This window comes from Halomonas sp. HMF6819 (genome assembly GCF_044335525.1).
In the GTDB taxonomy this organism is placed as follows: Bacteria; Pseudomonadota; Gammaproteobacteria; order Pseudomonadales; family Halomonadaceae; genus Vreelandella.
Window position 1 is genome coordinate 1,127,183 of sequence record NZ_JBIQVY010000001.1, and the last position, 24,758, is coordinate 1,151,940.

22 protein-coding genes and 1 pseudogene are annotated in these 24,758 nt (G+C 61.5%); 9 read left to right on the top strand and 14 right to left on the bottom strand.

Annotated elements, in window-relative coordinates:
* Nucleotides 1-54 precede the first annotated feature (54 nt).
* The 5 genes from truD to ACGLWX_RS05125 all read right to left on the bottom strand — a co-directional run bounded on the left by truD (nt 55) and on the right by ACGLWX_RS05125 (nt 3,907).
* Complete coding sequence (truD, locus tag ACGLWX_RS05105) at nt 55-1,092, bottom strand: tRNA pseudouridine(13) synthase TruD (RefSeq protein WP_396237863.1); 1,038 nt, start codon at nt 1,090-1,092, stop codon at nt 55-57.
* On the bottom strand, nt 1,092-1,571 hold the full coding sequence (gene ispF / locus ACGLWX_RS05110) for a 2-C-methyl-D-erythritol 2,4-cyclodiphosphate synthase (protein ID WP_252106919.1): 480 nt from the start codon (nt 1,569-1,571) through the stop codon (nt 1,092-1,094). Before ispF ends, truD begins: the two co-directional genes overlap by 1 nt.
* Nucleotides 1,572-1,576: 5 nt before the next feature.
* The gene (gene ispD, locus ACGLWX_RS05115; RefSeq protein ID WP_396237865.1) at nt 1,577-2,290 is read right to left on the bottom strand and encodes a 2-C-methyl-D-erythritol 4-phosphate cytidylyltransferase; all 714 of its coding nucleotides are present in this window, start codon (nt 2,288-2,290) and stop codon (nt 1,577-1,579) included.
* The gene (gene ftsB / locus ACGLWX_RS05120; RefSeq protein WP_396237867.1) at nt 2,283-2,639 is read right to left on the bottom strand and encodes a cell division protein FtsB; all 357 of its coding nucleotides are present in this window, start codon (nt 2,637-2,639) and stop codon (nt 2,283-2,285) included. Before ftsB ends, ispD begins: the two co-directional genes overlap by 8 nt.
* A gap of 104 nt (nt 2,640-2,743) precedes the next feature.
* Nucleotides 2,744-3,907 (bottom strand): GNAT family N-acetyltransferase, encoded by a 1,164-nt coding sequence (locus ACGLWX_RS05125; protein WP_396237869.1) that lies wholly within the window; start codon nt 3,905-3,907, stop codon nt 2,744-2,746.
* Nucleotides 3,908-4,143: 236 nt separating this feature from the next.
* Between ACGLWX_RS05125 and ACGLWX_RS05130 the strand changes: the two genes are divergently transcribed.
* The 3 genes from ACGLWX_RS05130 to hexR are packed head-to-tail and all read left to right on the top strand — an operon-like array spanning nt 4,144 to nt 9,358.
* Nucleotides 4,144-6,750: a GAF domain-containing protein gene (locus ACGLWX_RS05130; RefSeq protein WP_396237871.1), complete on the top strand. Its 2,607-nt coding sequence runs from the start codon at nt 4,144-4,146 to the stop codon at nt 6,748-6,750.
* Nucleotides 6,747-8,555 carry an EAL domain-containing protein gene (locus ACGLWX_RS05135; protein ID WP_396237873.1) on the top strand — a complete coding sequence of 603 codons (1,809 nt, stop codon included), beginning with the start codon at nt 6,747-6,749 and terminating at the stop codon, nt 8,553-8,555. Before ACGLWX_RS05130 ends, ACGLWX_RS05135 begins: the two co-directional genes overlap by 4 nt.
* Complete coding sequence (gene hexR / locus ACGLWX_RS05140; RefSeq protein ID WP_252106913.1) at nt 8,507-9,358, top strand: transcriptional regulator HexR; 852 nt, start codon at nt 8,507-8,509, stop codon at nt 9,356-9,358. Before ACGLWX_RS05135 ends, hexR begins: the two co-directional genes overlap by 49 nt.
* A gap of 8 nt (nt 9,359-9,366) precedes the next feature.
* Here hexR and ACGLWX_RS05145 read toward each other — a convergent pair whose 3' ends face one another.
* Nucleotides 9,367-9,726, bottom strand: a complete 360-nt coding sequence (locus tag ACGLWX_RS05145; protein ID WP_252106912.1) for a RidA family protein — start codon at nt 9,724-9,726, stop codon at nt 9,367-9,369.
* Nucleotides 9,727-9,803: 77 nt separating this feature from the next.
* Complete coding sequence (locus ACGLWX_RS05150) at nt 9,804-10,295, bottom strand: Lrp/AsnC family transcriptional regulator (RefSeq protein WP_396237875.1); 492 nt, start codon at nt 10,293-10,295, stop codon at nt 9,804-9,806.
* Nucleotides 10,296-10,481: 186 nt separating this feature from the next.
* On the opposite strand from ACGLWX_RS05150, the gene ACGLWX_RS05155 reads away from it, so the two are divergent.
* The 3 genes from ACGLWX_RS05155 to ACGLWX_RS05165 all read left to right on the top strand — a co-directional run bounded on the left by ACGLWX_RS05155 (nt 10,482) and on the right by ACGLWX_RS05165 (nt 13,052).
* The gene (locus tag ACGLWX_RS05155) at nt 10,482-12,173 is read left to right on the top strand and encodes a 2-isopropylmalate synthase (RefSeq protein WP_396237877.1); all 1,692 of its coding nucleotides are present in this window, start codon (nt 10,482-10,484) and stop codon (nt 12,171-12,173) included.
* Between the two features lie 94 nt (nt 12,174-12,267).
* Nucleotides 12,268-12,669 carry a CrcB family protein gene (locus ACGLWX_RS05160; RefSeq protein ID WP_396237879.1) on the top strand — a complete coding sequence of 134 codons (402 nt, stop codon included), beginning with the start codon at nt 12,268-12,270 and terminating at the stop codon, nt 12,667-12,669.
* Nucleotides 12,666-13,052 carry a fluoride efflux transporter FluC gene (locus tag ACGLWX_RS05165; RefSeq protein WP_396237881.1) on the top strand — a complete coding sequence of 129 codons (387 nt, stop codon included), beginning with the start codon at nt 12,666-12,668 and terminating at the stop codon, nt 13,050-13,052. The genes ACGLWX_RS05160 and ACGLWX_RS05165 overlap by 4 nt, the downstream gene beginning before the upstream one ends.
* Before the next feature lie 35 nt (nt 13,053-13,087).
* Here the strand turns inward: ACGLWX_RS05165 and ACGLWX_RS05170 are convergent, their stop codons facing one another.
* Both ACGLWX_RS05170 and ACGLWX_RS05175 read right to left on the bottom strand, forming a co-directional pair.
* Nucleotides 13,088-13,939 (bottom strand): universal stress protein, encoded by an 852-nt coding sequence (locus ACGLWX_RS05170; protein WP_396237883.1) that lies wholly within the window; start codon nt 13,937-13,939, stop codon nt 13,088-13,090.
* Nucleotides 13,940-13,955: 16 nt separating this feature from the next.
* Entirely contained in the window at nt 13,956-15,443 is a 1,488-nt protein-coding gene (locus ACGLWX_RS05175; protein WP_396237885.1) for a SulP family inorganic anion transporter, read from the bottom strand.
* Between the two features lie 490 nt (nt 15,444-15,933).
* Between ACGLWX_RS05175 and ACGLWX_RS05180 the strand changes: the two genes are divergently transcribed.
* A complete protein-coding gene (locus ACGLWX_RS05180; protein ID WP_396237887.1) occupies nt 15,934-17,202 on the top strand; it encodes a methyl-accepting chemotaxis protein in 1,269 nt (422 codons plus the stop codon).
* A gap of 141 nt (nt 17,203-17,343) precedes the next feature.
* Here the strand turns inward: ACGLWX_RS05180 and ACGLWX_RS05185 are convergent, their stop codons facing one another.
* The 3 genes from ACGLWX_RS05185 to ACGLWX_RS05195 all read right to left on the bottom strand — a co-directional run bounded on the left by ACGLWX_RS05185 (nt 17,344) and on the right by ACGLWX_RS05195 (nt 19,931).
* A complete protein-coding gene (locus ACGLWX_RS05185; protein ID WP_252106904.1) occupies nt 17,344-17,994 on the bottom strand; it encodes a peroxiredoxin in 651 nt (216 codons plus the stop codon).
* Nucleotides 17,995-18,121: 127 nt separating this feature from the next.
* Nucleotides 18,122-19,171, bottom strand: coding sequence for a CNNM domain-containing protein (locus ACGLWX_RS05190; protein WP_396237889.1), 1,050 nt, complete (start codon nt 19,169-19,171; stop codon nt 18,122-18,124).
* Nucleotides 19,172-19,253: 82 nt separating this feature from the next.
* A complete protein-coding gene (locus ACGLWX_RS05195) occupies nt 19,254-19,931 on the bottom strand; it encodes a haloacid dehalogenase type II (protein ID WP_396237891.1) in 678 nt (225 codons plus the stop codon).
* Nucleotides 19,932-20,212: 281 nt separating this feature from the next.
* Here ACGLWX_RS05195 and ACGLWX_RS05200 point away from each other — a divergent pair.
* Nucleotides 20,213-20,887 (top strand): annotated as a pseudogene (locus tag ACGLWX_RS05200) (PAS domain-containing protein); the annotation flags it as partial.
* A 147-nt stretch (nt 20,888-21,034) separates the two neighbouring features.
* Nucleotides 21,035-21,442, top strand: a complete 408-nt coding sequence (locus tag ACGLWX_RS05205; protein WP_396238186.1) for a methyl-accepting chemotaxis protein — start codon at nt 21,035-21,037, stop codon at nt 21,440-21,442.
* A 119-nt stretch (nt 21,443-21,561) separates the two neighbouring features.
* Here ACGLWX_RS05205 and ACGLWX_RS05210 read toward each other — a convergent pair whose 3' ends face one another.
* Together ACGLWX_RS05210 and ACGLWX_RS05215 are read right to left on the bottom strand one after the other, a co-directional pair.
* The gene (locus ACGLWX_RS05210; RefSeq protein WP_396237893.1) at nt 21,562-22,995 is read right to left on the bottom strand and encodes an aminotransferase; all 1,434 of its coding nucleotides are present in this window, start codon (nt 22,993-22,995) and stop codon (nt 21,562-21,564) included.
* Nucleotides 22,996-23,082: 87 nt separating this feature from the next.
* Nucleotides 23,083-24,579 (bottom strand): NAD-dependent succinate-semialdehyde dehydrogenase, encoded by a 1,497-nt coding sequence (locus ACGLWX_RS05215; protein ID WP_396237895.1) that lies wholly within the window; start codon nt 24,577-24,579, stop codon nt 23,083-23,085.
* Nucleotides 24,580-24,758: the final 179 nt, after the last annotated feature.

The window sequence follows — 24,758 nt, forward strand, 5'->3', positions numbered from 1 at the left end:
CCCTGATCGTGTTCACGGTCTCTAATGTATGAGTCCGCTCGCGCAAGGGCGCCATCAAAAATCCGGGTGGTCGATCAGCTCGCGCAAAATCGCGGTGGCAAAGCCGCCTCGCGCTAAAGAAAATTCAAGCACCGCGGCATCGGCCTCACGCGTCAGTACGGGCTCGATGACGCGCATCCTAAGCGCCCGGTGACTTTTTTTCACCCCCGCACGGCTCAAACCGTCGCAAAGTGCGGGTTCGCGAACGTAAAGCGCCTGCTCGAGTGCACCGGCCCTGCCAAGCGCGCCCTCGCCAACGCCCCAAAGCGGGCCCGTCGGGTGAAGGTCGAGCGCTTCGGCGCGTGCAGTCAGGGTCTCATCGACGCCGTCAATGTCAAACACACTTTGGGTGCCGTCGAGCATCAGCGTATCGCCCGGCACCGGCGAGTGCCAGCTTGCATCACTTACCCGCGCGCTCAAAAACTCGTTGAACAAAAAGGCGCGAGCCGTGGAGAGCAGCATGCCCTGGCGGTCGTCGCGCTTGCGCCAACCCTTTTGCAGCACCGCGCGCGCCTTGTCCAGGTTGCGCCCCTGAGCGCCGAAGCGCTGGGGGCCGAAATAGTTGGCCACGCCTTCACGGCACAGCGCCTCCCAGTGCCTGGCGAACGCCTCGCTTTCGACGGCCTCGCCGCTTACGCGCAGGCGAAATCGGTTGGTGCGGTGCACGCCGCGCTTGAGCTTGCGCGGGTGGCGCCCCTGCTCGACCAAGCGAATGCCCTGGGCCGCGAGCGCCTCGTCAAGCCCTTGGGGCGACGGCCGACCGGGCAAATGGACGCTGAGCCACTGGCGCGTTACCGCGATTTTGTCCTTCATGCCCGAATAGCCAATGGCGCGCGGCGCGACCTCACAAAGCCGAGCCAAACTTTTGACCACCTCGAGCGTGGTCAGGCCGCGTTTTTCAAGACGCAGCCACAAATGCTCGCCCTCACCTTCCGGGGTGAAGTCGAGCTGCTCGTCGACGAAGAAGTCCTCCGGGGCCTGGCGGTACTGGCCCGGCGCGCGGGGGCCAAAGCGGCTCTCAAGCGCGCGGGGCCAGTCCGGCAGCGGGTTCATCAGCGCGCCCTGGGCGTGAGCAGCACCACCGCTTCGGCAGCGATCCCCTCACCCCGGCCGGTAAAACCGAGCCGCTCGGTGGTGGTCGCCTTGACGTTGACCTGGCCCACCGCTACGCCGAGATCAGAAGCGACGACCTCGCGCATGGCGCCGATATGCGGTGCCATTTTCGGCGCTTGGGCCATAATCGTGGCGTCCAGATTGCCCACGTCGAAGCCGGCCTCGCCCACCAGCGCGACCACGTGGCGCAAGAGCGCGCGGCTGTCCGCGCCTTTCCACTCCGGGTCGGTGTCCGGGAAGTGGTGGCCGATATCGCCAAGCGCGCAGGCGCCTAGCAGCGCATCGCTGATCGCGTGGAGCAGCACGTCGCCGTCGGAGTGGGCAACGAAGCCCTGCTCAAAGGCAAGCCGAACCCCACCGACCATCAAATGATCCCCTGGGCCGAAGCGGTGTACGTCGAATCCATGGCCAATACGCATGAGCACTACTCTTTGCTGGTGTCGTTGCTGTTGCCGGCCTGCAGCGAAAGAATCGCCGCCGCCAGGGCAAGATCATCGGGATGAGTGATTTTCAGATTGTCGCGGCGAGCGCTGACGAGCTTCGGCGAAAGCCCCTGCGCCTCGACGGCGGAGGCTTCGTCGGTGACCGCCATGCCCTGCTCTACCGCGTGCATCAGCGCGTGCTTTAACAGCGCGAAGCGAAACCCCTGGGGCGTTAGCGCGTGCCAGAGCCCGTCGCGGGGCTCGGTGCGCGCGCTGTGCCCCGCATCGGTTTCGCGCTTCATGGTGTCTGCCACAGGCATGGCCAGAAGCGCGCCGCCCGGGTGAGCGCGGGCGTTATCGACCAGCGCGCGCAGATCTTCAACGCTGACGCAGGGGCGCGCCACGTCGTGCACGATGACCAGATCGTCATCCTCGGCATCGATCGCGTTCAGCGCGTTCTGGACGCTGTCGACCCGCTCGCGCCCGCCGTCGACCCGCTGCCAGTGTTCAAACGCCACGAAGCGCGGGTCGAAAAATTGGTCGTTGGCATCCAGGCAGAGCACCAGCCGCGCCTCTGGAAAAGCGGCGTGAAGACGCGTTAATGTGTGGGCTAGCACCGGGCGGCCGTCGATTTCGAGATACTGCTTGGGCCGGTCGGCGCCCATGCGCCGCCCTTGGCCCGCCGCCGGCACTACCAGCCAGAGGCGATCACTCATCGGCGGCCTCGTTCTCGGCGGCGACCGGGTTGGCGACCATCGCCGCGTTCAAGCCGATCAGTTCGTTTTGAATCGCCACGCCCGGCACCCAGAAAAACTGCTCGTCGCTTCGCACCATGCCCATATCGCTACGGGCGCGCTCTTCGATGGCATCCAGCCCGGTCTTGAGATCGGTGACCTCGGCGGCCAGGCGGGCGTTGCGCTCGCGCATCGGCACGTTCGCCGCCTCCTGTACCGTCACGCGCTGCTCGACGCGCTGCAGATCCTGCCAGCCGCCGTTACCCAGCCAGAGCTGATACTGTAAAAATCCCAGAACGCCCACCAGGGCGATCGTAAGCCATCGATGCATCGAAGCTTCCTGTAATCGAGTGCCTTTTCAAGGCGTGAACGGCGCGCATTATGCCAGCAAGCGGGCCAGGCAGCGAGCCGTGTCTTGTCGCGCCAGGTTCTGGCCTAGGTCTTGAATGGCAGCGCCTCCAGCGCCGCCTGGCGGTAAGCCTTGACGTGTTCGCCTTCCCGAGCGCAAAACTCGGCAACGCCGGCGGCCAAGCCCTCGTGGGCCAGGTAGTGAAGCGAACGCGTGGGCGTCGGGGCGAAGCCGCGCACCAGCTTGTGCTCGCCTTGGGTGCCAGGGTCGAAAAGCGTCAGGCCCCGCTCCAGACAGACCTCGATGCCCTGGTAGTAGCAGGCCTCGAAGTGCAGGCAGTCGGCGACCACTTCGCTGCCCCAGTAGCGCCCGTAAAGCGTGGTGGCGCCGCGAAAATAGAGCGCGGCGGCCACCGGGCGGCCGTCCACCAGCGCCTGAACGAGCAGCATCGACTCTGGCATGTCCCGGCGAAGCGCTTGAAAAAACGCCTCGTTGAGGTAAGGCGGGCGACCGCGCTCATGGTAGGTGATCGTGTAGCAGCGAAAAAAGTGCGCAAGCGCCTCATCGTCGATCGCCTCGCCTTCCAGGCGTCTGAGCGTGATGCCCTGCTCGGCGACCAGGCGCCGCTCGCGCTTGATCGTCTTGCGCCGCTTGGCGGTGAGGCTTGCCAAAAAACCGTCAAAATCATTAAAGCCGCGGTCGCGCCACTGAAACTGCACTCCGTGACGAACGATCAGCTCCGGGCACTGGTCCTGCCAAGTGTCGACCTCATCGTCGCCAGCAAACAGCAGATGCCAGCTCGAAAGCCCCAGCGCCTCGCACTGATCCCGCCAGCCGTTGGCGAGCAGAGCAAAGGCGCTTTGGGCATCGATATCGTGCGCCACCAGCGTGCGCTGGCCCGGTACCGGCGTAAAGGGTACGGCGCTCAGCGCCTTGGGGTAGTAGTCACCCCCGGCGCGCTCGAAGGCCTCCGCCCAGCCCCAGTCGAACACGTACTCGCCGCTGGAGTGGCTTTTCAAATAAAGTGGCAACGCCGCGACCAGCCGCTCCCCCTGCCAGACGCTCAGATGGCGCGGCTGCCAGCCGGTCGCCTCGCTTGCCGAGCCGCTTTGCTCCAGCGCGCTCAAAAAGGCGTGGCGTAAAAAAGGCTGCTCCGGGCTTACCAGCGCATCCCACTGCGCCCGGGGCACGCGCTCGATCGACGAGAGCGTGACCAGACTCAACGCCTGTGAAGACTTGCCATCCGTCATGAGCACCTCGCATTGAATGACGACCGATCACGTGACCGCTTGCGAATAACGGCTATCGTTTGACCGCTTTGACCCCGAGTATCGCGCAATCGATCGCCCACTAGAACCCGGCTGAGGCTTTTATCACCCTGCCAGATCAGCGAGAGTTAAAAAAATTGGCCACCAAGCCGGCGAATCGTTAAAGCCTGGCTAAAAACGACCGATAAAGAAGGGATTAGCCCACTCCTGGAAAGATTATGCAAGCCGCCGAGATACCCAAAAACGAACCCCAGCGACTAGCGGCCCTGCACCACCTGGAGATTCTGGACACGCCGCCGGACGACGTCCTCGACCGCTTGACCGAGCTTGCCTGCGATATTTTCGATGTCCCCATTGCCCTGATTACGCTGGTGGACCAAAACCGACAGTGGTTCAAGTCGCACACCGGTCTGGAGATCCAGCAAACCCCGCGGGAACACTCGTTCTGCGCGCATGCCGTTTATAAAAACGACACACTGGTCATCGAGGACACGCTCAAGGACTTGCGTTTCCTGGACAATCCATTGGTGCTAGGTGCCCCCCATATTCGCTTTTACGCCGGCCACCCGTTACGCCCAACCGATGGCCTTGCCATGGGTACGCTGTGCCTCATCGATCAGACCCCGCGGTACTTTAGCGATCGAGAGCGGCGGCTTTTAGCCAATCTCGCCGCTCAGGTCGAGGACCTTTTCCACCGCCATAAGCGAGAGGCCATGCTTTTCCGCGATGCCGAACGCTTCGAGGCGCTGTTCAGCAAAAGCGCTGTGGCCAAGGTCCGTATCGGCCGCGATGGGTACATTAGCGCCATCAATCCGTCGGCACTGAATCTACTGGGCCTCAAGGCGGATGACGTTTTGAATCAAAGCATCGACATGCTGACGCCGCCAGAGATTGCCGCTGAGCATCACCGCGCCATTAAAAACTACCTGGCTGGCGAAGCGCAGGCGGTGATCGGCATTGGTCGCGAAATGGAAGCGCTTCACCGCGATGGCCACCGCGTGCCGGTTCACATGACGCTCAACGCCATTCACGACGCCCAACACAACGTCGTCGAGTTTCTGGCCGTCATGACCGACCTGAGTAGCGTCTACGCCGCCAATCAGCGCATTCTCAAGGAGCAAGGCCTTTTAAAGGTGCTTCACCAAGGGATCACCGACTACCAGGCGCTGATGTCCGGCCAGCGGCTCTGGGTATTTTTGATGGAAGCGCTAAGAGAGCTGACCGACAGCGACTACGCGCTGATCGGCGAAGTGCTGCCCACCGACACGACCAACGCGCTCAAGATTCACGCCATCACCGACCTTTCCTGGAGCGAAACCTCCCACAAGCTGATGGAGCGGCTGCGAAGCGGCGACATGACGCTGACCAATGCCGACACGCTGCTCGGTCGCGTCTTTGCCCATGGCGAGGTAGTGATTACCGAGGATGTTTATGGGCACAAGAGTCGAGGCGGCTTTCCTGCGGGCCACCCTCGGCTCGATAACTACATGGGCGTACCAATTCTCAGCGGCGATCAGGTCATCGGCATGTACGCGATCGCCAACAGCCAGCAGCCGCTCAACCAGTCACTAATCGACTGGCTTCAACCCTTTACCGACACCTGCGCGCTTTTAATCAACCTCTACCGGCAGATGGCCGAGCGCGAGCACGTGCTTCAGGCGCTGGCCGTGGCCCGCGATCAGGCCGAAGAGGCCAACCAGGCCAAGAGCGAATTTCTCTCATCGATGAGCCATGAGCTGCGCACTCCCTTGAACGCGATCATCGGCTTCGCGCAACTGCTGGACAAGGGCCGCCGGGACCCGCTCAGCGACAAGCAACAGCGACAGGTGCAGCAGATCGAAAAAAGCGGTCAGCACCTGTTGGGCCTGATCAACGAAATCCTCGATCTCGCGCGGATCGAATCCGGCCATTTGGCGCTATCGCTGGAGCCGATCTCGGTGAGCGCGGTGCTCGACGACGCCTGTGCAACCCTCGAGGCCAACATCGAAGCGGCGGGCATCACGCTAGAGCGCGCGCCTCTGGCGGCGGGCTGGCGGGTACAAGCGGACTACACCCGCACCAAACAGGTGCTTTTAAACCTGCTCTCCAACGCCATCAAGTACAACTGCGAGCGCGGTCTCATCGAGATACGCGCCGCCGCCCAAGCCAATGCGCTCAAAATCAGCGTGCGCGATACCGGCGCCGGTATCGCCAAGGAGCGCCAAAGCGAGCTGTTCGAGCCGTTCAATCGACTGGATGCGGAGTACGGCGCCATCGAGGGCACCGGCATCGGGCTTGCCATCACCCGGGAGCTGGTGCATCGCATGCACGGCAAAGTGGGCGTCGAGAGCGCCCCCGGCCAAGGCGCCACGTTCTGGTTCACGCTTCCACTGACCGACGAGAGGGTCGAAACCGACCCTGAAAGCGACGCGCCGCTCAACCACCGCGCAAACGTTGTTCAACGTCGCATTCTGTATGTCGAGGACAACTCGACCAACCAGCGTCTGATGCAGGATATTCTCGAAGAGATGGATACGGTGGATCTAGAGGTGGTGAGCAGCGCCGAGCTTGCGCTGGAAATACTGCGCCACAGCCGTTTCGACCTGATGATTTTGGACATCAACTTGCCCGGGCTTAACGGCTATCAGGCGCTCAAGACGCTGCGCCAAAACTCGGCGCTCGACGCCATGGGCGTGGTGGCGCTTTCCGCCAACGCCACTCCCGAGGACGTCGAAAAAGGGCTCGCCGCCGGGTTTGACGAGTATCTCACCAAGCCTTTGGACATCGATAAACTCACGAAGGCGCTCGATGAGCATCTTCACCCAGCCTCTGGGAGTGATCTATGAAACTGGCCCAAAAGCACCTGTTGGTCGTGGATGACAACGCCATCAATGTCGAGCTGCTGACCGACCTACTCGAGGAGCACGGCTACGACAACGTACACGGCCTGAGCGATTCCCGCGAGGTACTCGGCTACTGCCAACGCCACTGCCCTGATCTGGTTTTGCTCGATATTCGCATGCCGCACCTGGACGGCTACGCGGTGACCGAAGCGCTCAAGGCGCATTGTGGCGAGGCAGCACCTCCCATCATCGTGCTCACCGCACAAATCGATGACGATACGCGCCACCGCGCGCTGGCCTTGGGCGTTAGAGATTTCATCACCAAGCCGTTCAAGCACGACGACGTACTCCAGCGTATTCGCAATACGCTGGAGGTCGAGCAGCGCTATCAGCGCCGCACCCGTCAGGCGCAAAGCTTCAAACGCTTGGCCGACGAGCACTCTCAGGCGCTGGATCAGCAGCTGCGCACGGACACCATCACTCGACTGCCCAACCGGCGGGCGATGACGCATATGCTCGAGCGCGCCGCCCGCGACAAGGCGCCGACCGGACTTTTATTCATCGCCATCGACCAGCTCGACGATGTCGTGCGCCTTCACGGCTACGCCATCGCCGACAAGCTACTGCTCCACGTTAGCCAACAGCTTCAGGGCCAGTTGCAAAGCGATGCCACCCTCGGTATCTGGGGCGGCAGCGAGCTTCTGGTCATCCTGCCCGAAACGAGCCACGAGCGGCTGACCGGCCTTGCTATTGGGCTACTGGAGTGCTTCAACCAGGACCAGGCGCTGGAGGATCTGCTGCTACCGCTGGGGGCCAGAATCGGTGTCAGCAGGGCCGATCAGGGTTTTGATCCGGAGCGGCTGGTGCACATGGCGGCGCTGGCGCTGCCACACAAAAACGCCCCCGTGCGCGTGCAAAGCTATAACGAAGAGCTCGAAACCCTTCAGCGTCAGCGGCTGCGCCTGCAGCAGTCGATTCGTGGCGCTACCGAACGCGGTGAGATCAGCCTGGCCTTTCAGCCCAAGATCTCGCTGTCGGACAACCGCGTGATCGGCGCCGAAGCGCTGATCCGCTGGGATCATCCAGCGCTTGGGCGCGTCTCGCCGGCGGAGTTCATTCCGCTGGCCGAGGCCAGCGGCGACATCCTCGCCATCGGCGAATGGGTCATCGAAGAGGCGCTTCGCCATATCGTGGCCTGGCGTCACCAGGGGCTTTTGAACGATCACTTTCATATCGCGGTCAACGTCGCGGCCCGCCAGCTCGCCCGGCGCGACTTCGCCGACACGCTGTTGAAAACGCTCGAAGCCTACGAGGTACCGACGGACTTTCTCTCGCTGGAGGTCACCGAATCCGGGCTTTTGAGCGACATGCACAACGCCCGCCTGCAGCTTGCCAAGCTCGCCCAGTTCAATATCGCCGTGGCCATCGACGACTTCGGCACCGGCCACTCGTCGCTTGCCTATATCAAAACGCTGCCCTTCTCGACGCTAAAGATCGACCGCGCCTTCGTCATGGATCTGGAGGATATGGAGGTCGACCGACACCTGGCGCTGGCGATTACGCGGCTGGCCCACGCGGTAGGGTGCGACGTGGTCGCCGAAGGCATCGAAACCAAACCCCAGGCGGATTACCTGCGCTCCATTGGTTGTGAGGCGGCGCAAGGGTATTATTATGCCCGCCCACTGCCCGCCGATGAGTTCTTCGACTGGTGCGCGCAGTGGGCAGACGCCCACCCTTCGACGAACGCTCTGGAACCCACATGGCCCACGACCTGCTCGACCGCCTGCGCGAACGGCTCAACGATCTAAATCGCTCGGAGTTCAAGGTGGCCAACGTCATCATGGACGACCCGGTGGCCGCCACGAGTCTGAGCATTGCAAGCCTGGCCCAGGCCGCAGGGGTCAGCGAGCCGACGGTGAACCGGTTTTGCCGTAACTTCGGTGCCAAGGGCTATCCGGACTTCAAGATCAAGTTGGCTCAGAGTTTGGCCGGCGGCACGCCCTACGTGACCCGCGCGGTCGAGCCCGGTGATAACGCCACCCAGTACACGCCGAAGATATTTGGCGCCACCATCGCCGCGCTCAAGGAGGCCGAGCGCCAGGTCGACATGGCCGCGATCGAGCGCATGGTCGACTACCTGACCCAAGCCAAGCACATTCACTTTTTTGGCCTTGGCGCCTCCGGCGCGGTCGCCCAGGACGCGCAGCACAAGTTCTTTCGCTTCAACCTGCCGGTCATGGCCTATATCGACGTGCTGATGCAGCGCATGGTGGCCGCGGCCTGCCACACCGGGGACGTGATTGTAATCATCTCCTATACCGGGCGCACCCGAGAGCTCGTCGATATCGCCAGGCTCGGGCGCGCCGCCGGCGCGGTGGTGCTGGGCATCACCGCGCCGGATTCGCCGCTGGCAAAGGAGTGTACGGCAACGCTCGACGTCGCCACCCCCGAGGACACCGACCACTACATGCCGATGACCTCGCGGGTCATCCAGCTCACGCTGATCGATGCGCTGGCCACCGGCGTGACGCTGCGCCGCGGCGAGGATTTCCTGCCACATCTCAAAAAGATCAAGGAGAGCCTCCGCGAGACGCGCTTTCCGCTCGAGTAGCCGCCCCGCTACTGGCTCACGGCGGCCGTCACGGTGATTTCGACCTTGAGCTCCTCGGCGGGCAGCGGCGCGCAGACGCAGGTGCGCGCCGGCGCATAGCCTTCCGGCACCCAGGCATCCCACACCGCGTTCATCGCCGCAACGTCGCCGCCTTCCTTGAGGTAAACCGTAGCGCTCAACAGCTGCTCGCGGCTGGAGCCGATCTCCTCGAGCAGCGCGTCGACGCGCGCCAGCATGCTCTTCGTCTGCTCGGTGATATCGCCGTGGCGCGCATCCACCCCGGCAACCTGGCCACACAGGTAGGCCACACCCTGATGAATGACGGCGCGACTCATGCGCGCTTTAGTGTCGTGACGCTGGATGGACATGCGTTCTCCTCGTTGTATAAGCGTATTAAAGAAGGATTAAAAAAAGAGTATTAAAAAAGAGTATTGAAAAGGGTGCCTTAAAGCGCCTGACGGCGCGTAGGCACGGGGCGATGCTCGAAGACCCGGCGCAGCACGAAGCTCGTGTGCGCGCCGGTGACACCTTCGATACGGTTGATGACGTGCAGCAGCAGGTGCTGATACTCGTCCATATCGCGAATCAGGATCTTGAGCTGAAAGTCCGCCGCCTGGCCGGTGATGATCAGACACTCGATGACGTTGGGAATCTCGCGCACCTGGCGCTCGAAGTTATCAAAACGCTCCTGCGTGTGCTGATCCATGGCGATATGCAGAAGCACCGTCAAATCGAAGCCGAGCTGGCGCGCGTCGACCTCGGCGCGGTAGCCCGCGATCAGGCCGTGCTCTTCGAGCGCGCGCACCCGGCGAAGACACGGCGATGGCGAGAGCCCAATGCGCTCGGCAAGGAGCTGATTGCTGATGCGCCCGTCTTCCTGTAGCACATCGAGAATGTGGCGATCATAGCGATCGAGTTCCAGCGGAACGGGCAGCATCGGCTACCTCCTGCCAAAATTTCATCTTTTAACGATAGTTTCTGCCAATTATTGCCGCAGCAGACGAGTATTAGCAATAATCTTCTGGCAATCCATGGGTATACTGGTGCTACCGTCAGATGACGAGACGCGCTCAAAAAGCCGACGATACGTCTCAACGTCCCATTAACGTCAGGAAGCCTTTTTATGTCTGCCTTCGATCATCGCAAGTACCGCCCCGCCCCCCGCGTTCCCGCATTCAACCGTACCTGGCCGGACAAGGATCTCGACCGCGCCCCGATCTGGGTGAGCGAAGATCTGCGCGACGGCAACCAGGCGCTGCTGGAGCCGATGACCGTCGAGCAGAAAAAACGCTTTTGGCACCAGATCGTTAAGGTGGGCATCAAGGAAGTGATGGTCGGGTTTCCCTCGGCAAGCCAACCCGACTATGACTTCGTGCGCTGGCTGATCGACGAGAATCAAATTCCCGAAGACGTGACCATCGCAGTGCTGGTGCAGTGCCGCGAGCACCTGATCGAGAAGACCTTCGAGTCACTGGTCGGCGTCAATCGGGCGATCATCCACCTTTATAACTCCACCTCCACCGTGCAGCGCGAGCGCGTCTTCGAGATGGATCGTGGCGGCATTACCGATATCGCCGTGCAGGGCGCGACCTGGGTCAAAACCTACGCCGACAAGTACCCGGACGTCGAGTGGCGCTTTGAGTACACCCCGGAGAGCTTCTCGAGCACCGAAATCGACTTCTCGCTGTCGATCTGCGAGGCGGTCATGGACGTATGGCAACCGACTCCGGAAATCCCCTGTATCCTGAACCTGCCAACCACCGTGGAAGTCGCCGGCCCCCATCACCACGCCGACCAGATCGAGTACTTCTGCCAGCACATTAGCCGCCGCGATAGCGTGATCATCTCGGTGCACACGCATAACGACCGCGGCGGCGCGGTGGCTTCCGCCGAGCTTGCGCTGCTGGCCGGCGCCGACCGGGTCGAGGGGACGCTCTTAGGCAACGGCGAGCGCACCGGCAACATGGACATCGTCACGCTGGCCATGAACCTCTACAGCCAAGGCATTGACCCCGGGCTCGACTTGTCCAACCCGGACGAAATCGTGCAGGTGGTGCAGGAGTGCACCGGCATCACCATGCACCCGCGCCACCCTTGGGTCGGCGAGATGGTTTACACGGCGTTTTCGGGAAGCCACCAGGATGCGATTCGCAAATCGCTCAAGCACCAGAAGGACGACGAGCCCTGGCAGGTGGCGTACCTGCCGATCGACCCGCGCGATATCGGCCGCGACTACCAGGCGGTGATTCGTGTCAACAGCCAGTCCGGCAAGGGCGGCATGGCGTTTTTGCTTGAGCGCGACTACGGCATCAACCTGCCGCGCTGGATGATGCTGGCGCTCGCGCCCTACGTGCAGCAGGAAAGCGAGAAGCGCGCCAGCGAGCTTTCAAGCGAAATGGTCCGCCAGGTGATGTTCGATCACTTTAGCCATCAGGCGCCGCTGGCGCTGGCCGACTACCGCCTCTCGAAGGGTCAAAACGAAGGCATCGAGGTCACGCTGACGCAAGGCGACGATACGCTGCGCTTAAAAGGCACCGGCAACGGCGCCATGTCCGCCTTTACCGACGCCTGGCGCCAGCACGCCGGTAGCCACGTGGCGATCGTCGACTACAGCGAGCACTCGCTGGGCGGCGACAGCGAAGCCAATGCCATTGCGTTTGTGCAGCTCAACGTCGACGGCCAGCGTATCTGCGCGGTCGCCGAGGACAGCGACACGGTGAGCGCCTCGCTCAAGGCGCTGCTGTCGGGCATCAACGCCGCCCAGACTCAGGCAAGCCAGGACACGCTAACACGCAGCGAAAACGCGACCGCCTAAGGTGTCGCGCTCTTCCCGCCTCGCCTAATCCTCAAGGCCCGCCCAGCGGGCCTGTTATACTCCCCGCGATGGTCAAACAAGGTGAAAGGTACTGATGGGTCACGGGGTCCTCCAAACAGTCATCAATATCGCGCTTTTGGCCCTTGGCGCCGGGTTCGGCGGCATGAGCCGTTTGGCCGTTACACGGCTGGCCGCCCGGCATCTGGCAACGGAATTTCCCTGGGGAACGCTGGCGATCAATTTAAGCGGCGCCCTGGCCGCCGGGGCGCTGCTGGGCCATTACGGTTTCGCGCCGCTGTCGAACTCCCCGATCGGGCTTTTGCTAATCGGCGGGCTGCTCGGCGGCTACACCACGGTCTCTTCGCTCTCGCTGCAAACGCTCACGCTCTGGCAAGACCGCAAGCCACGTGAGGCGATCGCATATCTGGCGGGCACGCTCGCCGCGGGTACGGCACTCGCCGCGCTGGGATGGCACCTGACGGGGGGGGCGTTATGAAGGGAATAGCGGCGTACCTGGCGGTCGGCGCTGGGACCGCGCTTGGCAGCGTGTGCCGCTACGCGGTGTCGCTACTGGCGCTGGCCGGGCTGGGCAACGCTCTGCCCTGGGGGACGCTTGTGGCCAACGCGCTGGGCTCGGCGCTGATCGGCTGGCTCTCGACCCGAATGGCGCAACCACCTAACAGTGGCTGGGCGCGCTGGCAGCCGTTCTGGGTGACCGGCTTTTGCGCCGGGTTCACCACCTTCTCGCTTTTCAGCCTCGAGCTTCTCACGCTTTTCAAGCGTCACGGCGGGCTTGCCGGCGCCTACGCCCTGGCAAGCGTGGCGCTTTGGCTGCTGGGTGTCTGGCTTGGCCAACGGCTGGCCAACGCGCAGGGCTAATACATAAATCTATCGCACAGAGCTAACACACAGGTCTAGCGCAGTACCAGTACCGGCGTGGTGGCACGGCGCAGCATTTTCGTCGTGGTGCTGCCCATCAGCAGGTGCTTGAGCCTTGAATGGCCAAACGCGCCCATCACTAGAAGGTCGATGGCGTGCTCGGCCATGTAGCTCTCGAGCGTCTGGTCGATATCGCCGGCGCGAATCGCGCCTTTCGCCTGGTGCTCACCGGCGGTGAGCGTCTCGAGCGCCCAGTCGAGCTCGCTTGTGTGCTCGCCGGTGGCTGCGCCCACGATCAAAACGTGGCACTCAGCACCGCTAAAGAGCGGCGAACGGGCCAGCATTTCGACACCCTTGCGCGCCGTCTGACTGCCATCGAATGCAATCAGCACGCGCTTGGGTGGCGTAAACGTGGGCGGCACGATCAGCACCGGGCGATGGATGCGGCGAACCAGCGCCTCGATATGCTCGCCAAGCTCCTCGAATCGGCTGTGGGTAGCGCCCTGCTTACCCAGCACCAAAAGCCGCGTTTTGCTTTCGAGCTCCAAAAGCGTTTCGACGAAGGTACCGTTGAGCTGGCGCGCATTGGCTTGGGCCCCCTGCGCTTTCGACCACACGCCGGCCTGCTCCAAGAGCGCCTTGCTGCGCTTGCGGTTTTCCTGCGCGCGCCGCTCATCGAAGCTCGAGAGCGTTTCCATCAGCTGCTCCTGAGAGCCCAGCGACAGGTTGCCGGAAAGGTCCTGCTCGCCGGGCACGCCGGAGTGGTTGTCGATCACGTGCAAAAGACTCAGCGGCGCCTTTAGCGCAAGGCTCGCCCAGGCACCGTACTCGCTCACGCTCTGGGCAAACCGCGAGTCGTCGATGGCGGCAAATACGTGCTCGGTCATGACTTTCTCCTTTTGCTTAATGGTCGCCCATCAGCTTTTCGACCGCTTCCGGGTCGTCGTGAACGGCGTAGCGGTCGACCACGGTCGCGCTTGCCTCGGAGAGCCCCTTGAGCTCTACCGTCGCCCCTTCGCGACGAAACTTGATCACGATCCGGTCGAGCGCCTGTACCGCGGTTATATCCCAAAAATGGGCGCGCGATAAGTCGATGACGACGTGATCGAGACTCTCCTTGATATCGAAGGCGGCGATGAAGCGCTGCGACGAGGCGAAAAACACCTGGCCGATGACGCGATACTCGCGCGCTCCTTCATGGGTCAAGGCGCTCGATACGGCCATGATGTTGCCTACCTTGTTGGCAAAGAACAGCGCCGCCAGCAGCACGCCGACGAACACGCCAAGCGCCAGGTTGTGGGTGCCCACGGTGACCGCCACTGTGGCCAGCATGACGATATTGGTGCTCATGGGGTGTTTTTTCAGATCGCGGATCGAGGCCCAGCTAAAGGTGCCGATGGAGACCATGATCATCACCGCGACCAGCGCCGCCATGGGAATCTGCGATACCCAATCGGATAAAAACACCACCATGATCAGCAGCACGACCCCGGCAATCAGCGTGGAGAGCCGCGTGCGCCCGCCGGATTTGATGTTGATCACCGACTGGCCGATCATCGCGCAGCCCGCCATGCCGCCCAAAAGGCCCGCGCCGATGTTCGCCGCGCCCTGGCCCTTGCACTCGCGGTTCTTGTCGCTGGGCGTGTCGGTCAGGTCATCGACGATGGTCGCGGTCATCATCGACTCCAAAAGCCCCACGACGGCCATCATCACGGCGTAGGGGAAGATGATCGCCAGCGTATCGAGATTCAAGGGCACGTCCGGCCATAAAAACACCGGCAGCGTATCGGGCAGCTCGCCCATGTCGCCTACCGTACGAATGTCGATGCCGCTGACCAGATAGACAATGGTCAGCACCACGATGCAGACCAGCGGCGACGGCAGCGATTTGCCGATCACCGGCAGATAGGGGAAAAGGTAAATGATGCCAAGCCCCGCCGCCGTCATGGCGTAGACGTGCCAGGTCACGTCGGTGAGCTCCGGCAGCTGCGCCATGAAGATCAGAATCGCCAGCGCATTGACGAAGCCCGTCACCACCGAGCGAGAAACGAAGCGCATCAGCTCGGCGAGTTTCAAATAGCCCGCCGCGATCTGCAGAACGCCGGTCAAAAGCGTGGCCGCCAGCAGATACTCGAGGCCGTGCTCGCGCACCAGCGTCACCATCAACAGCGCCATCGCACCGGTCGCCGCCGAAATCATGCCCGGCCGCCCACCGGTGAAAGCAATGATCACCGCGATACAAAACGATGCATAAAGCCCCACCTTGGGATCGACGCCGGCGATGATCGAAAAGGCGATCGCTTCGGGAATCAGCGCAAGCGCCACCACGATGCCTGAAAGCGTATCGCCCTTGATGTTGGAGAACCATTCGTACTTGTTGAAAAGCGCCATGCCATATCCCGTAAAACGTTGATCGATCTTTCGTGCAACCCCGGCTGCGCAGAAACGCGGGCAAAGGGTGCGAGGATAGCGGCGAAAAGCCGCAGAGTGAGGGCACAGCGTTAGGGTGGAAGCATCGTCCAGAGAGAGGTGAGAAGCATGAATTACCGCTGCTTTGCGAAGTGATCGAGGCAAAAGCCGTATAACGCGGCTTTTCAGAGAGCGCGATTATAGCAAGCACGTTCTCGAATGCCACCCAGGTCAAGCTCATCGATAGCGGAATTTTAGCGCGCGTTTATCGCACTTGATAGCGCTTCTCAATCGTTAAATGAGGATGACACAATTGTTTGCAACTCATTAGTACGCAAAAAAACGGGGCGAGGTTATCTTAATCAAAAGAATGGCACCCAACGCTTGAAAAAGCAGAAAACTAGTACATAATTTGTACAAAAAAAGAACTATATAATTAACATAGTACAGCCCTTTCCCACCGAGAACACCCATGCTCACCTTTATCAGGCACGACGCTTTACCCTTGGCGCTTCAGGAACATACCGCCAGTATCCACTTTTCGCCCGAAGGCATCATCCAGGGCGCAAGCCCCATCTTTTTACAAAAGATCGGCTATCAGCTGGACGATATCGTGGGCCAACACCACAGCATTTTTTGCCCGGTTGAAGAGACTTCCTCAGCGAATTATCAGCACTTTTGGAGCGCTCTGGCCAACGGTGAGCCCCAACAGGGTAGTTTCCGGCGTATCAGCGCCGCCGGCGAGGACATCTGGCTGGAAGCGATCTATCTGCCGGTGAGAAACCGTCGCGGCAAGGTGGAGAAAATCGTCAAGATCGCTAGCGATATCTCAACGCGTCATCAATCCGCTCAGAGCCATAGCGCCGTGCTCCGCGCGCTCGATAGCTCCATGGCGGTCATCGAGTTCGCTCCCGACGGCACCATTTTGAACGCCAACGCCAACTTCGAGCGCGTCATGGGCTATAAAAATGAGCAGCTCAAGGGCCAGCACCACCGCATTTTCTGCACGCCGGATTTTATCTCTCAGCTACCGGCCTTCTGGGCACAGCTCGCCAGCGGCCAGTTCAAGCAGGGCAAGTTCGAGCGCATCGACAGCCACGGCCAAAGCGTATGGCTTGAAGCCACCTACAACCCGGTTTACGACAGCCACAATAACGTCGTGAAGGTCGTCAAGTTCGCCACCGACATCACGCGAGCCGTCAAGGAAGGCGAAGCCGCCCGCCGTGCGGTGTTGAACGCCCAAAGTACCTCCAGCCAGACCGAGCAGATCGCTCAAAACGGCCTGACGCATCTGCACCGAGTGATCGAAGAGTCACGCCAAGCGGCCCAGACCCTGGCCGACGCCCAGCAGCTCATGACCGCGCTCAACAAGCAGGCGCAAACGATCAACAAGATCACCGCCTCGATCGCCAAAATCGCCAATCAGACCAACCTTCTCTCGCTGAACGCGGCCGTCGAAGCGGCGCGAGCGGGGGAACGGGGGCGAGGTTTTGCCGTGGTCGCCAACGAGGTGCGCCAACTGGCCAAGGGCTCCAGCGAAGCTGTCGACGAGATTACCCGCGTGCTGAGAGAAAACAGCGAGCTGGTCGAGCGCACGAGCCTCGCCGTCTCCCAAGTGGTCGAACAGGGCAAAACCAGCCAGGCGAGCGTGGGAGAGATCGAAACCATCGTCAACGAGATTCTGGCCGGCGCGCGCGGCGTATCGGACTCCGTCGAACAGTTAGCGCTTCAGTCGGTGTAATAAATGCCGGCCGGCTGGATACAAAGAGGGCCAGCGTCGCGCGGTAAACGCCATTGACGAAAAAGGCGGCCAGCGGCCGCCCTCTTCACCTTCTCATCTTACACTCTTGTTCGACGCTCTATAGCAAGCGCCTGAATCACATCACTTAAGGCGCGTTTTACGCAGGTAAGGCAGCACCGCGTCGAACTCGCCGAATTTCTCTTTGGCATCGTCATTGGATACGCTCGGCGGGATAATCACATCCTGACCCACGGTCCAATCCGCTGGCGTTGCAACACCGTGCTTTTCGGTGGCCTGCAGCGCATCGAGCGCCCGCAGGATCTCTGCGAAGTTACGCCCTACGGACATCGGGTAGGTCATCGACAGCTTGAGCTTTTTGTCCGGGCCGATGATGAACACCGAACGCACCGTGGCGCTGTCTGCCGGCGTGCGGCCATCCGGCAGGTAGGCGTCTTCCGGCAGCATGTCGAAAAGCTTGGAGACTTCCAGACCTTCGTCGGCGATGATCGGAAAGCCGACTGAGCTGCCACTGTAGGTTTCGATATCTCCCGCCCAGCGCTTGTGATCCTCGACACCATCCACGGAGACACCGATCACTTTAGTGCCGCGCTTTTTCCACTCGTCGTTGAGCCTGGCAACCGCGCCAAACTCGGTCGTGCACACCGGGGTGAAATCCTTTGGGTGTGAAAACAGAATCGCCCAGCTATCGCCGATCCAGTCGTGAAAGCGGATCGCGCCCTGGCTGGTCTCGGCGTCAAAATCCGGAACGACGGCGTTGATACGTAGTGACATGGTGCCTCCTTTGCGGGTGATCGAACTTTTAATACCTTAAACCACGCTCTATCAATTCTCTATAGAACGTTTGGTTTTAAGACATTGCCTGATGCCTCTGTGTTCCACCATTTCCGCTCGCTTGCGCTTACTCCTTGTGCGCCGCGGCCGGATCGCCCGGCTCGCGACCACGCTTGACCCGAGAGAGCCAGCGCTGCCTGGCGTGATGGCGCAGGTTCGTCACGCTATCGGTTTCATCGACGATGTCCTGGCCCAGAATGGTTTCGAGAATGTCCTCGAGCGTAATCAGCCCTACGAACGTGCCGTGCTCGTCATACACCACGCGCATGTGCAGGTGATCCTTGAGCATGGACACGAAAACCTGCTCGACGTGGTGGTCGACATCCACCCGGCCGATCGAGTGCATCAGCTCGCGCATGCTCTTGTCGTCGTCGGCGTGATAGATATCGGCTTTGTGAACGTAGCCAAAGGGCTGCTCGGCACTGTCCATAACCGGAAAGCGGGTGAACGATGCCTTGCCGTGCTGGCCGTCGAATTCGGCCACGGTCATGTTGGGGGTGACCGTTACACACACCGTGCGCGGCGTCATCGCCCGGGACACGGCGATCTCATGCAGATTGAGCATGTTGACGATAGTGCGCGACTCGTCGTCGTCCAGCACCTTCTCCTCAAGCCCGACCCGCGCCAGCGCCTTGATCTCCTCGCGCAGGTCGACGTCGTGCTCGGCGCTTCCCAGCCGGCGCGTGATCTGCTCGGAAAGCCAGATGAACGGCAACAGCACCAGGATCATCGGCTTGAGCAAGCGAGGCAAAAGCGGCGACAGCGGGCGCCAGTAGGTCGCGCCGATCGTCTTGGGAATGATTTCCGAAAGCACCAGAATCAAAAGCGTCATCACCGCCGAGACGATCGCAATCGAAGCTTCGCCGAATACGACCGCCGCCTGGGCCCCCACCGCCGTCGCCCCTACCGTATGGGCGATGGTATTGAGCGTGAGAATCGCCGCCAGCGGCCGGTCGATATTGGTCTTGAGGGCGTTTAACGAGGCGTGCAGGCTCGGGTTTTCGTTCTTCAGCCGGGCAATATAGCTTGGCGTAATCGACAACAGCGCGGCTTCGAGAATGGAGCAAAGAAACGAAAAAAAGATGGCAAACGTCGCGGTAACGATGAGCAGGAGCATGAGCGCTTGGCGGTGAGGGGTGTAACGTGTTTATAGGAGCGCGGCGCGGGCTTGTCAATGAAGCACCGCGCCCATGGGTGCCCTACCCCATGATACGCGTCGAAAACGATTCGAGGTCGGTGACGGTCATGTCCGGCTCGATTCCCCAGGGGTCGAAGGGGGCATCGCTTCGACGGCGCACCCAGGCACTTTTGAGCCCGGCGTGCTTGGCGCCGATCACGTCAAAAGCGTTGCTCGACACGAGCCAGGTGTGCTCGGGGCGCACATCCAGCCGGCTGCGAAGATAGGCGTAGACCGCCGGGTCGGGCTTGAAGCGCTTGATGGCATCGACGCTGACCCAATCGTCGATGTAGGCCGAGACGCCGGCCCGGCCCAAAAGCCCCGCCACCGCTTCTTCGGTGCCGTTGGAGAACGCCACGCAGCGAAAGCCGGCCTCCTTGAGCCCGGCCAGCGCCGGACGCACGTCATCAAAAGCGGGAAGCTCCCCGTAAAGCGTCATCAGGTGATCGCAGTCGTTGTCGGAAAGCCCTGTTTGCAGCGCCCGGTCGGTGAAAATCAGCGCGCGTCGCGTGCACTCGGCGAACGCCACGTAGGCGCCCATCAGGCCAAAGCGAAAGCTGTACTCGAGCTGCTTCTCGCGCCAGCGCCTTGCAAACTCCTGAGCACGCGAGCCGTCCGCCAGACGCCGCTCGAGCTCTTCGGTGACGCCCTGGGTGTCGATTAGCGTGCCGTAAACGTCGAAGGCTAAAACCGGTTGCATCGTGCACCTCGTTTTCAGAATCAAAAGGGGTGCTCTTAGCGTAGCCTGCCCGGCGCAAAACAAAAACGCCGCGGCGGATCAGCTCGCCATTGATGCGAATGCGATGTCATCGATCTATCCAAACAATCACGATGCGCACGGCCATCCTCAAGATTCTCATGATGCGGCCGATATAGGCAGGCAAGACAATCATATTGAATCAACATCTTGACGATAGAACGCGATCAAGGGAAAACAGCATGCTCAACCTCCAATGGTTCGATACGCAGCACTATGCGCTCATGCGCCATACCGCCTGCATTCTTTTCTCGCCTTCCGGCGAGATAGAAGAAGCAAGCCCGCAATTTCTGGCAGCCATGGGCTATTCGAGCCTTGAGCAGGTTAAAGGCAAACATCACCGGATTTTCTGCCCGTCCAGCTTGACCCAATCGCCAGCCTATACGAAGTTCTGGCGCGATCTGGCAAGCGGTATCAGCCAGCAAGGTACGTTTCACCGCCTTGATGCAGACGGGGGCGATGTTTGGCTGGAGGCTACCTATATTCCGATCGAGAACCGGCGCGGTAAGGTAACCGCCATTCTAAAGATCGCCAACGATGTCACCCGTACCCACCAGCGCTCCGAGAGCCGCAGCGCGGTACTCGAGGCGCTCAACAGTTCAATGGCGGTCATCGAGTTCACCCCCCAGGGCGAGATCGTCGACGCTAATGAAAATTTTCAGCAGACCATGGGCTATCGCCTTGATCAGATCAAAGGCGCCCAACACAGGATGTTCTGTAAAGAGAGTTTTTACGCCGATAACCCGAACTTTTGGCAACGCCTGGCGCAGGGCGAATTTCGCTCCGGCAAGTTCGAACGCGTGAACGCCCGCGGCGATAGCGTCTGGCTCGAAGCGACTTACAACCCCGTTCGCGATACCCAGGGACACGTCATCAAGGTCGTCAAGTTCGCCACCGACATCACCCGCTCGATGGAAGAATCCTTTGCGGCCATCAGGGCCGTCGAGTCCGCTCAGAGCACCTCCACGCAAACCGAGCAGATCGCCCAGAGTGGTCTCAATCATCTGCATCAGGTGATGCAGGATGCCCGGCGCGTGGCGCAGACCATGAACGAGGCTCAACAGCTGATAGGCGCGTTAAACGAGCAGGCCAAAAGCATCAACGGCATCACCGAATCGATTTCCAAAATTGCCAATCAGACCAATCTGCTGTCACTCAACGCCGCCGTGGAAGCGGCGCGCGCCGGCGAACAAGGACGAGGCTTCGCCGTCGTCGCCAACGAGGTTCGCCGTTTGGCTCAGGGCTCGAGCCAAGCGGTCGGCGAAATCACCGAAGTGCTCAAGAACAACAACGAGCTCGTGACCCGGACCACCGTCGCATTGCAGGAAGTGATTACGCAGGGGGCTTCCAGTCAGCAAAGCGTCACCGAGATAGAAACCATCGTCGATGAGATACTCAAAGGCGCCCGTAACGTTTCCGCCTCCATCGACAGACTTTCCCACAAGCCTCATTAAGCACTCAAGACTCATTGGACGCTATAACGTCGGCGCCGCTATGGATGCCTCCCAACAGTTATCCTTGAATGCCCATACTCGAGCGCCAACGCGGGTGTGGCGCTCAAGCAATGAGTGGCTTAAATCGTGAAGGCGGCTTCCTGATCGCCGGTCTTGAGATCCCCTGAGCGGGTCAGCTCGTCGGTGACGCGGTCGACGGCGCGCTTGGCGCGGCCGATCACTTCGTCCACCTCCTGACGATTGATGGTCAAGGGTGGGGCGAAGCCGAGGATATCGCCCTGGGGCATGGCGCGGGCGATCAGATTCTCTTCAAGCGCCGCCGCGGCGACCCGCGGGCCGACCTTCAGCGCCGGGTCGAAGTGCAGGCGCTGTTTCGCATCCGGCGAGAACTCCAGCGCCGCCATCAGGCCCACACCGCGCACATCGCCCAAAAGCGGGTGGCCCTCGAAGGTCGCCTTCAGCTGGCTCTGGAAGTAGGCGCCGGTTTCCGCGGCGTTGCCGACCAGGTTCTCGCGCTCGATGATGTCCAGGTTGGCAAGCCCCGCCGCGCAGCCCAGCGCGTGGCCAGAGTAGGTCCAGCCGTGGCCGATCGGGCCGAACTCACCGGTGCCGGCTTCGAGCACTTTCCATACCTTGTCACCGACGATCACCCCGGAAAGCGGCTGGTAGGCGCTGGTGAGCCCCTTGGCAATGGTGACGAGATCCGGTTTGATATCGTAATAGTGGCTGCCAAAGGCCGCCCCGGTGCGGCCGAACCCGCAGACCACTTCGTCGGCGATCAACAGCACGTCGTACTTGTTCAAAACCGCCTGAATCGCTTCCCAGTAGCCTTCCGGCGGCGGCACGATGCCGCCGGTGCCAAGTACCGGCTCGCCGATGAACGCGGCCACGGTGTCCGGGCCCTCTTCCAGAATCATCGTCTCGAGCTTTTCGGCACAAAACGCCGAAAACTCACGCTCGGTCATGCCGTGCTGCTCGGCAGCGCGCAGGTAGTAATGCGGCGCTTCGGTATGGCGAATGGTGTCGATCGGCAAATCGAAATGATCGTGAAACGCCTTGAGCCCGGTGAGCGAGCCAGAGGCAATGCCGGAGCCGTGGTAGCCACGCATCCGCGAGATCACCTTCTTCTTCTGCGGGCGACCCAGCACATTGTTGTAGTAGCGTACGATCTTGAGCTGGGTTTCGTTGGCATCCGAGCCTGACATGCCGTAGTAGACCTTCGACATGTTCATGCCAGCGGCCTTGACGATACGCTCGGAAAGCTCGATCTGCGGCTCGTTGGAGTGGCCCACGTAGGTATGGTAGTAGGAGAGCTCGAGCGCCTGCTTGTAGATCGCCTCGGCGATTTCGGTGCGCCCGTAGCCGATGTTCACGCAATATAGCCCGGCGAAGCCGTCGATGAACTCGTGGCCGTCCTTGTCGACGATGTTGATGCCTTTACCGCCGGTGATCACGCGCCCCGGCGCGTCGCCGTGGGCGAAGTCCTTGAGGTGGGTCGAGGCGTGAAAAGTGACCTTGCGGTCGCGGTCGATTAACGCTTGATGCTGACTCATACGCTGCCTTCTTGACGTGCGCCCCGCCCGATGTCGAGCGGGGCCTGATAAATGCGTGATTAAAATGTCGTTACGCTGCCGATTCGCTTAGCTGCCGGAGACGGAGCCCAGCGCGCCCAGGCAGTAGTACTTGGTTTCCAGATATTCGTCGATACCGGTGGCACCGCCCTCGCGGCCAAGGCCGGACTGCTTGACGCCGCCGAAGGGTACCGGCGGGCCGGTCATTTTAACCGAGTTGACGCTGACCATGCCGTACTCCAGCGCCCGCAAAAGTTTCCAGATGCGACGGATGTCGTGGGTATAGATGTAGGCGGCCAAGCCATACTCGGTGTCGTTGGCCAAGTTGATAACTTCGTCGTCGCTTTCGAACGCGGTAATACCGGCTACCGGGGCGAAGTTCTCCTCGCGCCACACCTTCATTTTGGGCGTTACATTGGTTAGCAGCGTCGGCATGAAGAAGTTCTCGCCCGGCGCCTTTTGCTGGTCGCCGGCGATCAGCGTCGCCCCTTTTGAAAGGGCGTCGTCGACGATCGCGGCGGCCTTCTCTACGGCCTGGCGGTGAATCAGCGGCCCCAGATCCACCTCGCCCTTGAAGCCGTTGCCCACGGTGAGCGCGGCCATGCGCTCGGTAAAGTGCGCTACGAACTCGTCGTGGATCGAGGCGTGCACCAGAATTCGGTTGGCGGCGAGACAGTCCTGCCCGGCGGTTTGGAACTTCGCCGCCACCGCGGCGAGCGCGGCCTCGCGTGGGTCCATGTCCGGGCCGACGATGAACGGGGCGTTGCCGCCAAGCTCCAGCGACAGCCGCTTGACGGTATCGGCGCTTTGCTCGATCAGAAGCCGCCCGACGCGGGTGGAGCCGGTAAACGACAGCGCCCGGATGCGCGGCTCGCGACACAAAATCTTCGACACCTCGGCGGGCTCGCCCAGCACCACGTTGAAGATGCCCGCCGGAATGCCCGCGCGCTCGGCAAGCTCGGCCAGCGCCAGCGCGGAAAATGGCGTTTCATTGGCGGGCTTGACGATCACCGGGCAGCCCGCGGCCAAGGCGGCGGCCGCCTTGCGGGTGATCATCGCCAGCGGGAAGTTCCAGGGCGTGATCATCGCCGCGATTCCAACCGGCTCCTTGATGGTGCCAAGTGAGGCGTTCGGAATGTGGCTGGGGATGGTTTCGCCATAGGTGCGCTTGCCTTCCTCGGCAAACCAGCGCACGAAGCTGGCGCCGTACTCCACTTCGCCGCGGGCGTCCGGCAGCGGCTTGCCCTGCTCCAGGGTCATGATGCGCGCAAGATCCTCTCGATGGGCCTGAATCAGATCGTACCAGGCAAGCAGGCGCTCGCAGCGCTCGTCAGCGCGCAGCAGCCGCCACTGGCTGAAGGCGGCCTCGGCGGCGTCGACAGCGGCGGTGATTTGGCTGGTCTCGAGCAGCGGAATATGGCCAATCGTCTCACCAGTGGCAGGATCGACAACGCCTTCTTCGCGCCCGCCCTCGCCGTGGGTCCACTTGCCGTTCACGTAGGCGTACTGGCGAAACAGGCGCGGGTCATCCAGGCGATTGGAAAGTGTCGCGGCGTGCGTGGTCATAAAACCTCCCTGGCCTTCGTCAACAAGCGACGAAGACGTGCAAAAAGCGATAAGCGCCGGTGGCACTGACGTTATGGCTCTACGCTACGCGAGGATTTACCCGAAGTGTTTTTGAAAAGCGCGGCCGAGCTTGCGATTTTTTTGGTGGCCCGCGCTTCAATGACGTTTTTTTTTGGTTC

Coding starts and splice junctions, on each gene's coding strand:
- truD (WP_396237863.1), bottom strand. CDS start 1,092: ATGAACCCGCTGCCGGACTGGCCCCGCGCGCTTGAGAGCCGCTTTGGC.
- ispF (WP_252106919.1), bottom strand. CDS start 1,571: ATGCGTATTGGCCATGGATTCGACGTACACCGCTTCGGCCCAGGGGAT.
- ispD (WP_396237865.1), bottom strand. CDS start 2,290: ATGAGTGATCGCCTCTGGCTGGTAGTGCCGGCGGCGGGCCAAGGGCGG.
- ftsB (WP_396237867.1), bottom strand. CDS start 2,639: ATGCATCGATGGCTTACGATCGCCCTGGTGGGCGTTCTGGGATTTTTA.
- ACGLWX_RS05125 (WP_396237869.1), bottom strand. CDS start 3,907: ATGACGGATGGCAAGTCTTCACAGGCGTTGAGTCTGGTCACGCTCTCG.
- ACGLWX_RS05130 (WP_396237871.1), top strand. CDS start 4,144: ATGCAAGCCGCCGAGATACCCAAAAACGAACCCCAGCGACTAGCGGCC.
- ACGLWX_RS05135 (WP_396237873.1), top strand. CDS start 6,747: ATGAAACTGGCCCAAAAGCACCTGTTGGTCGTGGATGACAACGCCATC.
- hexR (WP_252106913.1), top strand. CDS start 8,507: ATGGCCCACGACCTGCTCGACCGCCTGCGCGAACGGCTCAACGATCTA.
- ACGLWX_RS05145 (WP_252106912.1), bottom strand. CDS start 9,726: ATGTCCATCCAGCGTCACGACACTAAAGCGCGCATGAGTCGCGCCGTC.
- ACGLWX_RS05150 (WP_396237875.1), bottom strand. CDS start 10,295: ATGCTGCCCGTTCCGCTGGAACTCGATCGCTATGATCGCCACATTCTC.
- ACGLWX_RS05155 (WP_396237877.1), top strand. CDS start 10,482: ATGTCTGCCTTCGATCATCGCAAGTACCGCCCCGCCCCCCGCGTTCCC.
- ACGLWX_RS05160 (WP_396237879.1), top strand. CDS start 12,268: ATGGGTCACGGGGTCCTCCAAACAGTCATCAATATCGCGCTTTTGGCC.
- ACGLWX_RS05165 (WP_396237881.1), top strand. CDS start 12,666: ATGAAGGGAATAGCGGCGTACCTGGCGGTCGGCGCTGGGACCGCGCTT.
- ACGLWX_RS05170 (WP_396237883.1), bottom strand. CDS start 13,939: ATGACCGAGCACGTATTTGCCGCCATCGACGACTCGCGGTTTGCCCAG.
- ACGLWX_RS05175 (WP_396237885.1), bottom strand. CDS start 15,443: ATGGCGCTTTTCAACAAGTACGAATGGTTCTCCAACATCAAGGGCGAT.
- ACGLWX_RS05180 (WP_396237887.1), top strand. CDS start 15,934: ATGCTCACCTTTATCAGGCACGACGCTTTACCCTTGGCGCTTCAGGAA.
- ACGLWX_RS05185 (WP_252106904.1), bottom strand. CDS start 17,994: ATGTCACTACGTATCAACGCCGTCGTTCCGGATTTTGACGCCGAGACC.
- ACGLWX_RS05190 (WP_396237889.1), bottom strand. CDS start 19,171: ATGCTCCTGCTCATCGTTACCGCGACGTTTGCCATCTTTTTTTCGTTT.
- ACGLWX_RS05195 (WP_396237891.1), bottom strand. CDS start 19,931: ATGCAACCGGTTTTAGCCTTCGACGTTTACGGCACGCTAATCGACACC.
- ACGLWX_RS05205 (WP_396238186.1), top strand. CDS start 21,035: ATGAACGAGGCTCAACAGCTGATAGGCGCGTTAAACGAGCAGGCCAAA.
- ACGLWX_RS05210 (WP_396237893.1), bottom strand. CDS start 22,995: ATGAGTCAGCATCAAGCGTTAATCGACCGCGACCGCAAGGTCACTTTT.
- ACGLWX_RS05215 (WP_396237895.1), bottom strand. CDS start 24,579: ATGACCACGCACGCCGCGACACTTTCCAATCGCCTGGATGACCCGCGC.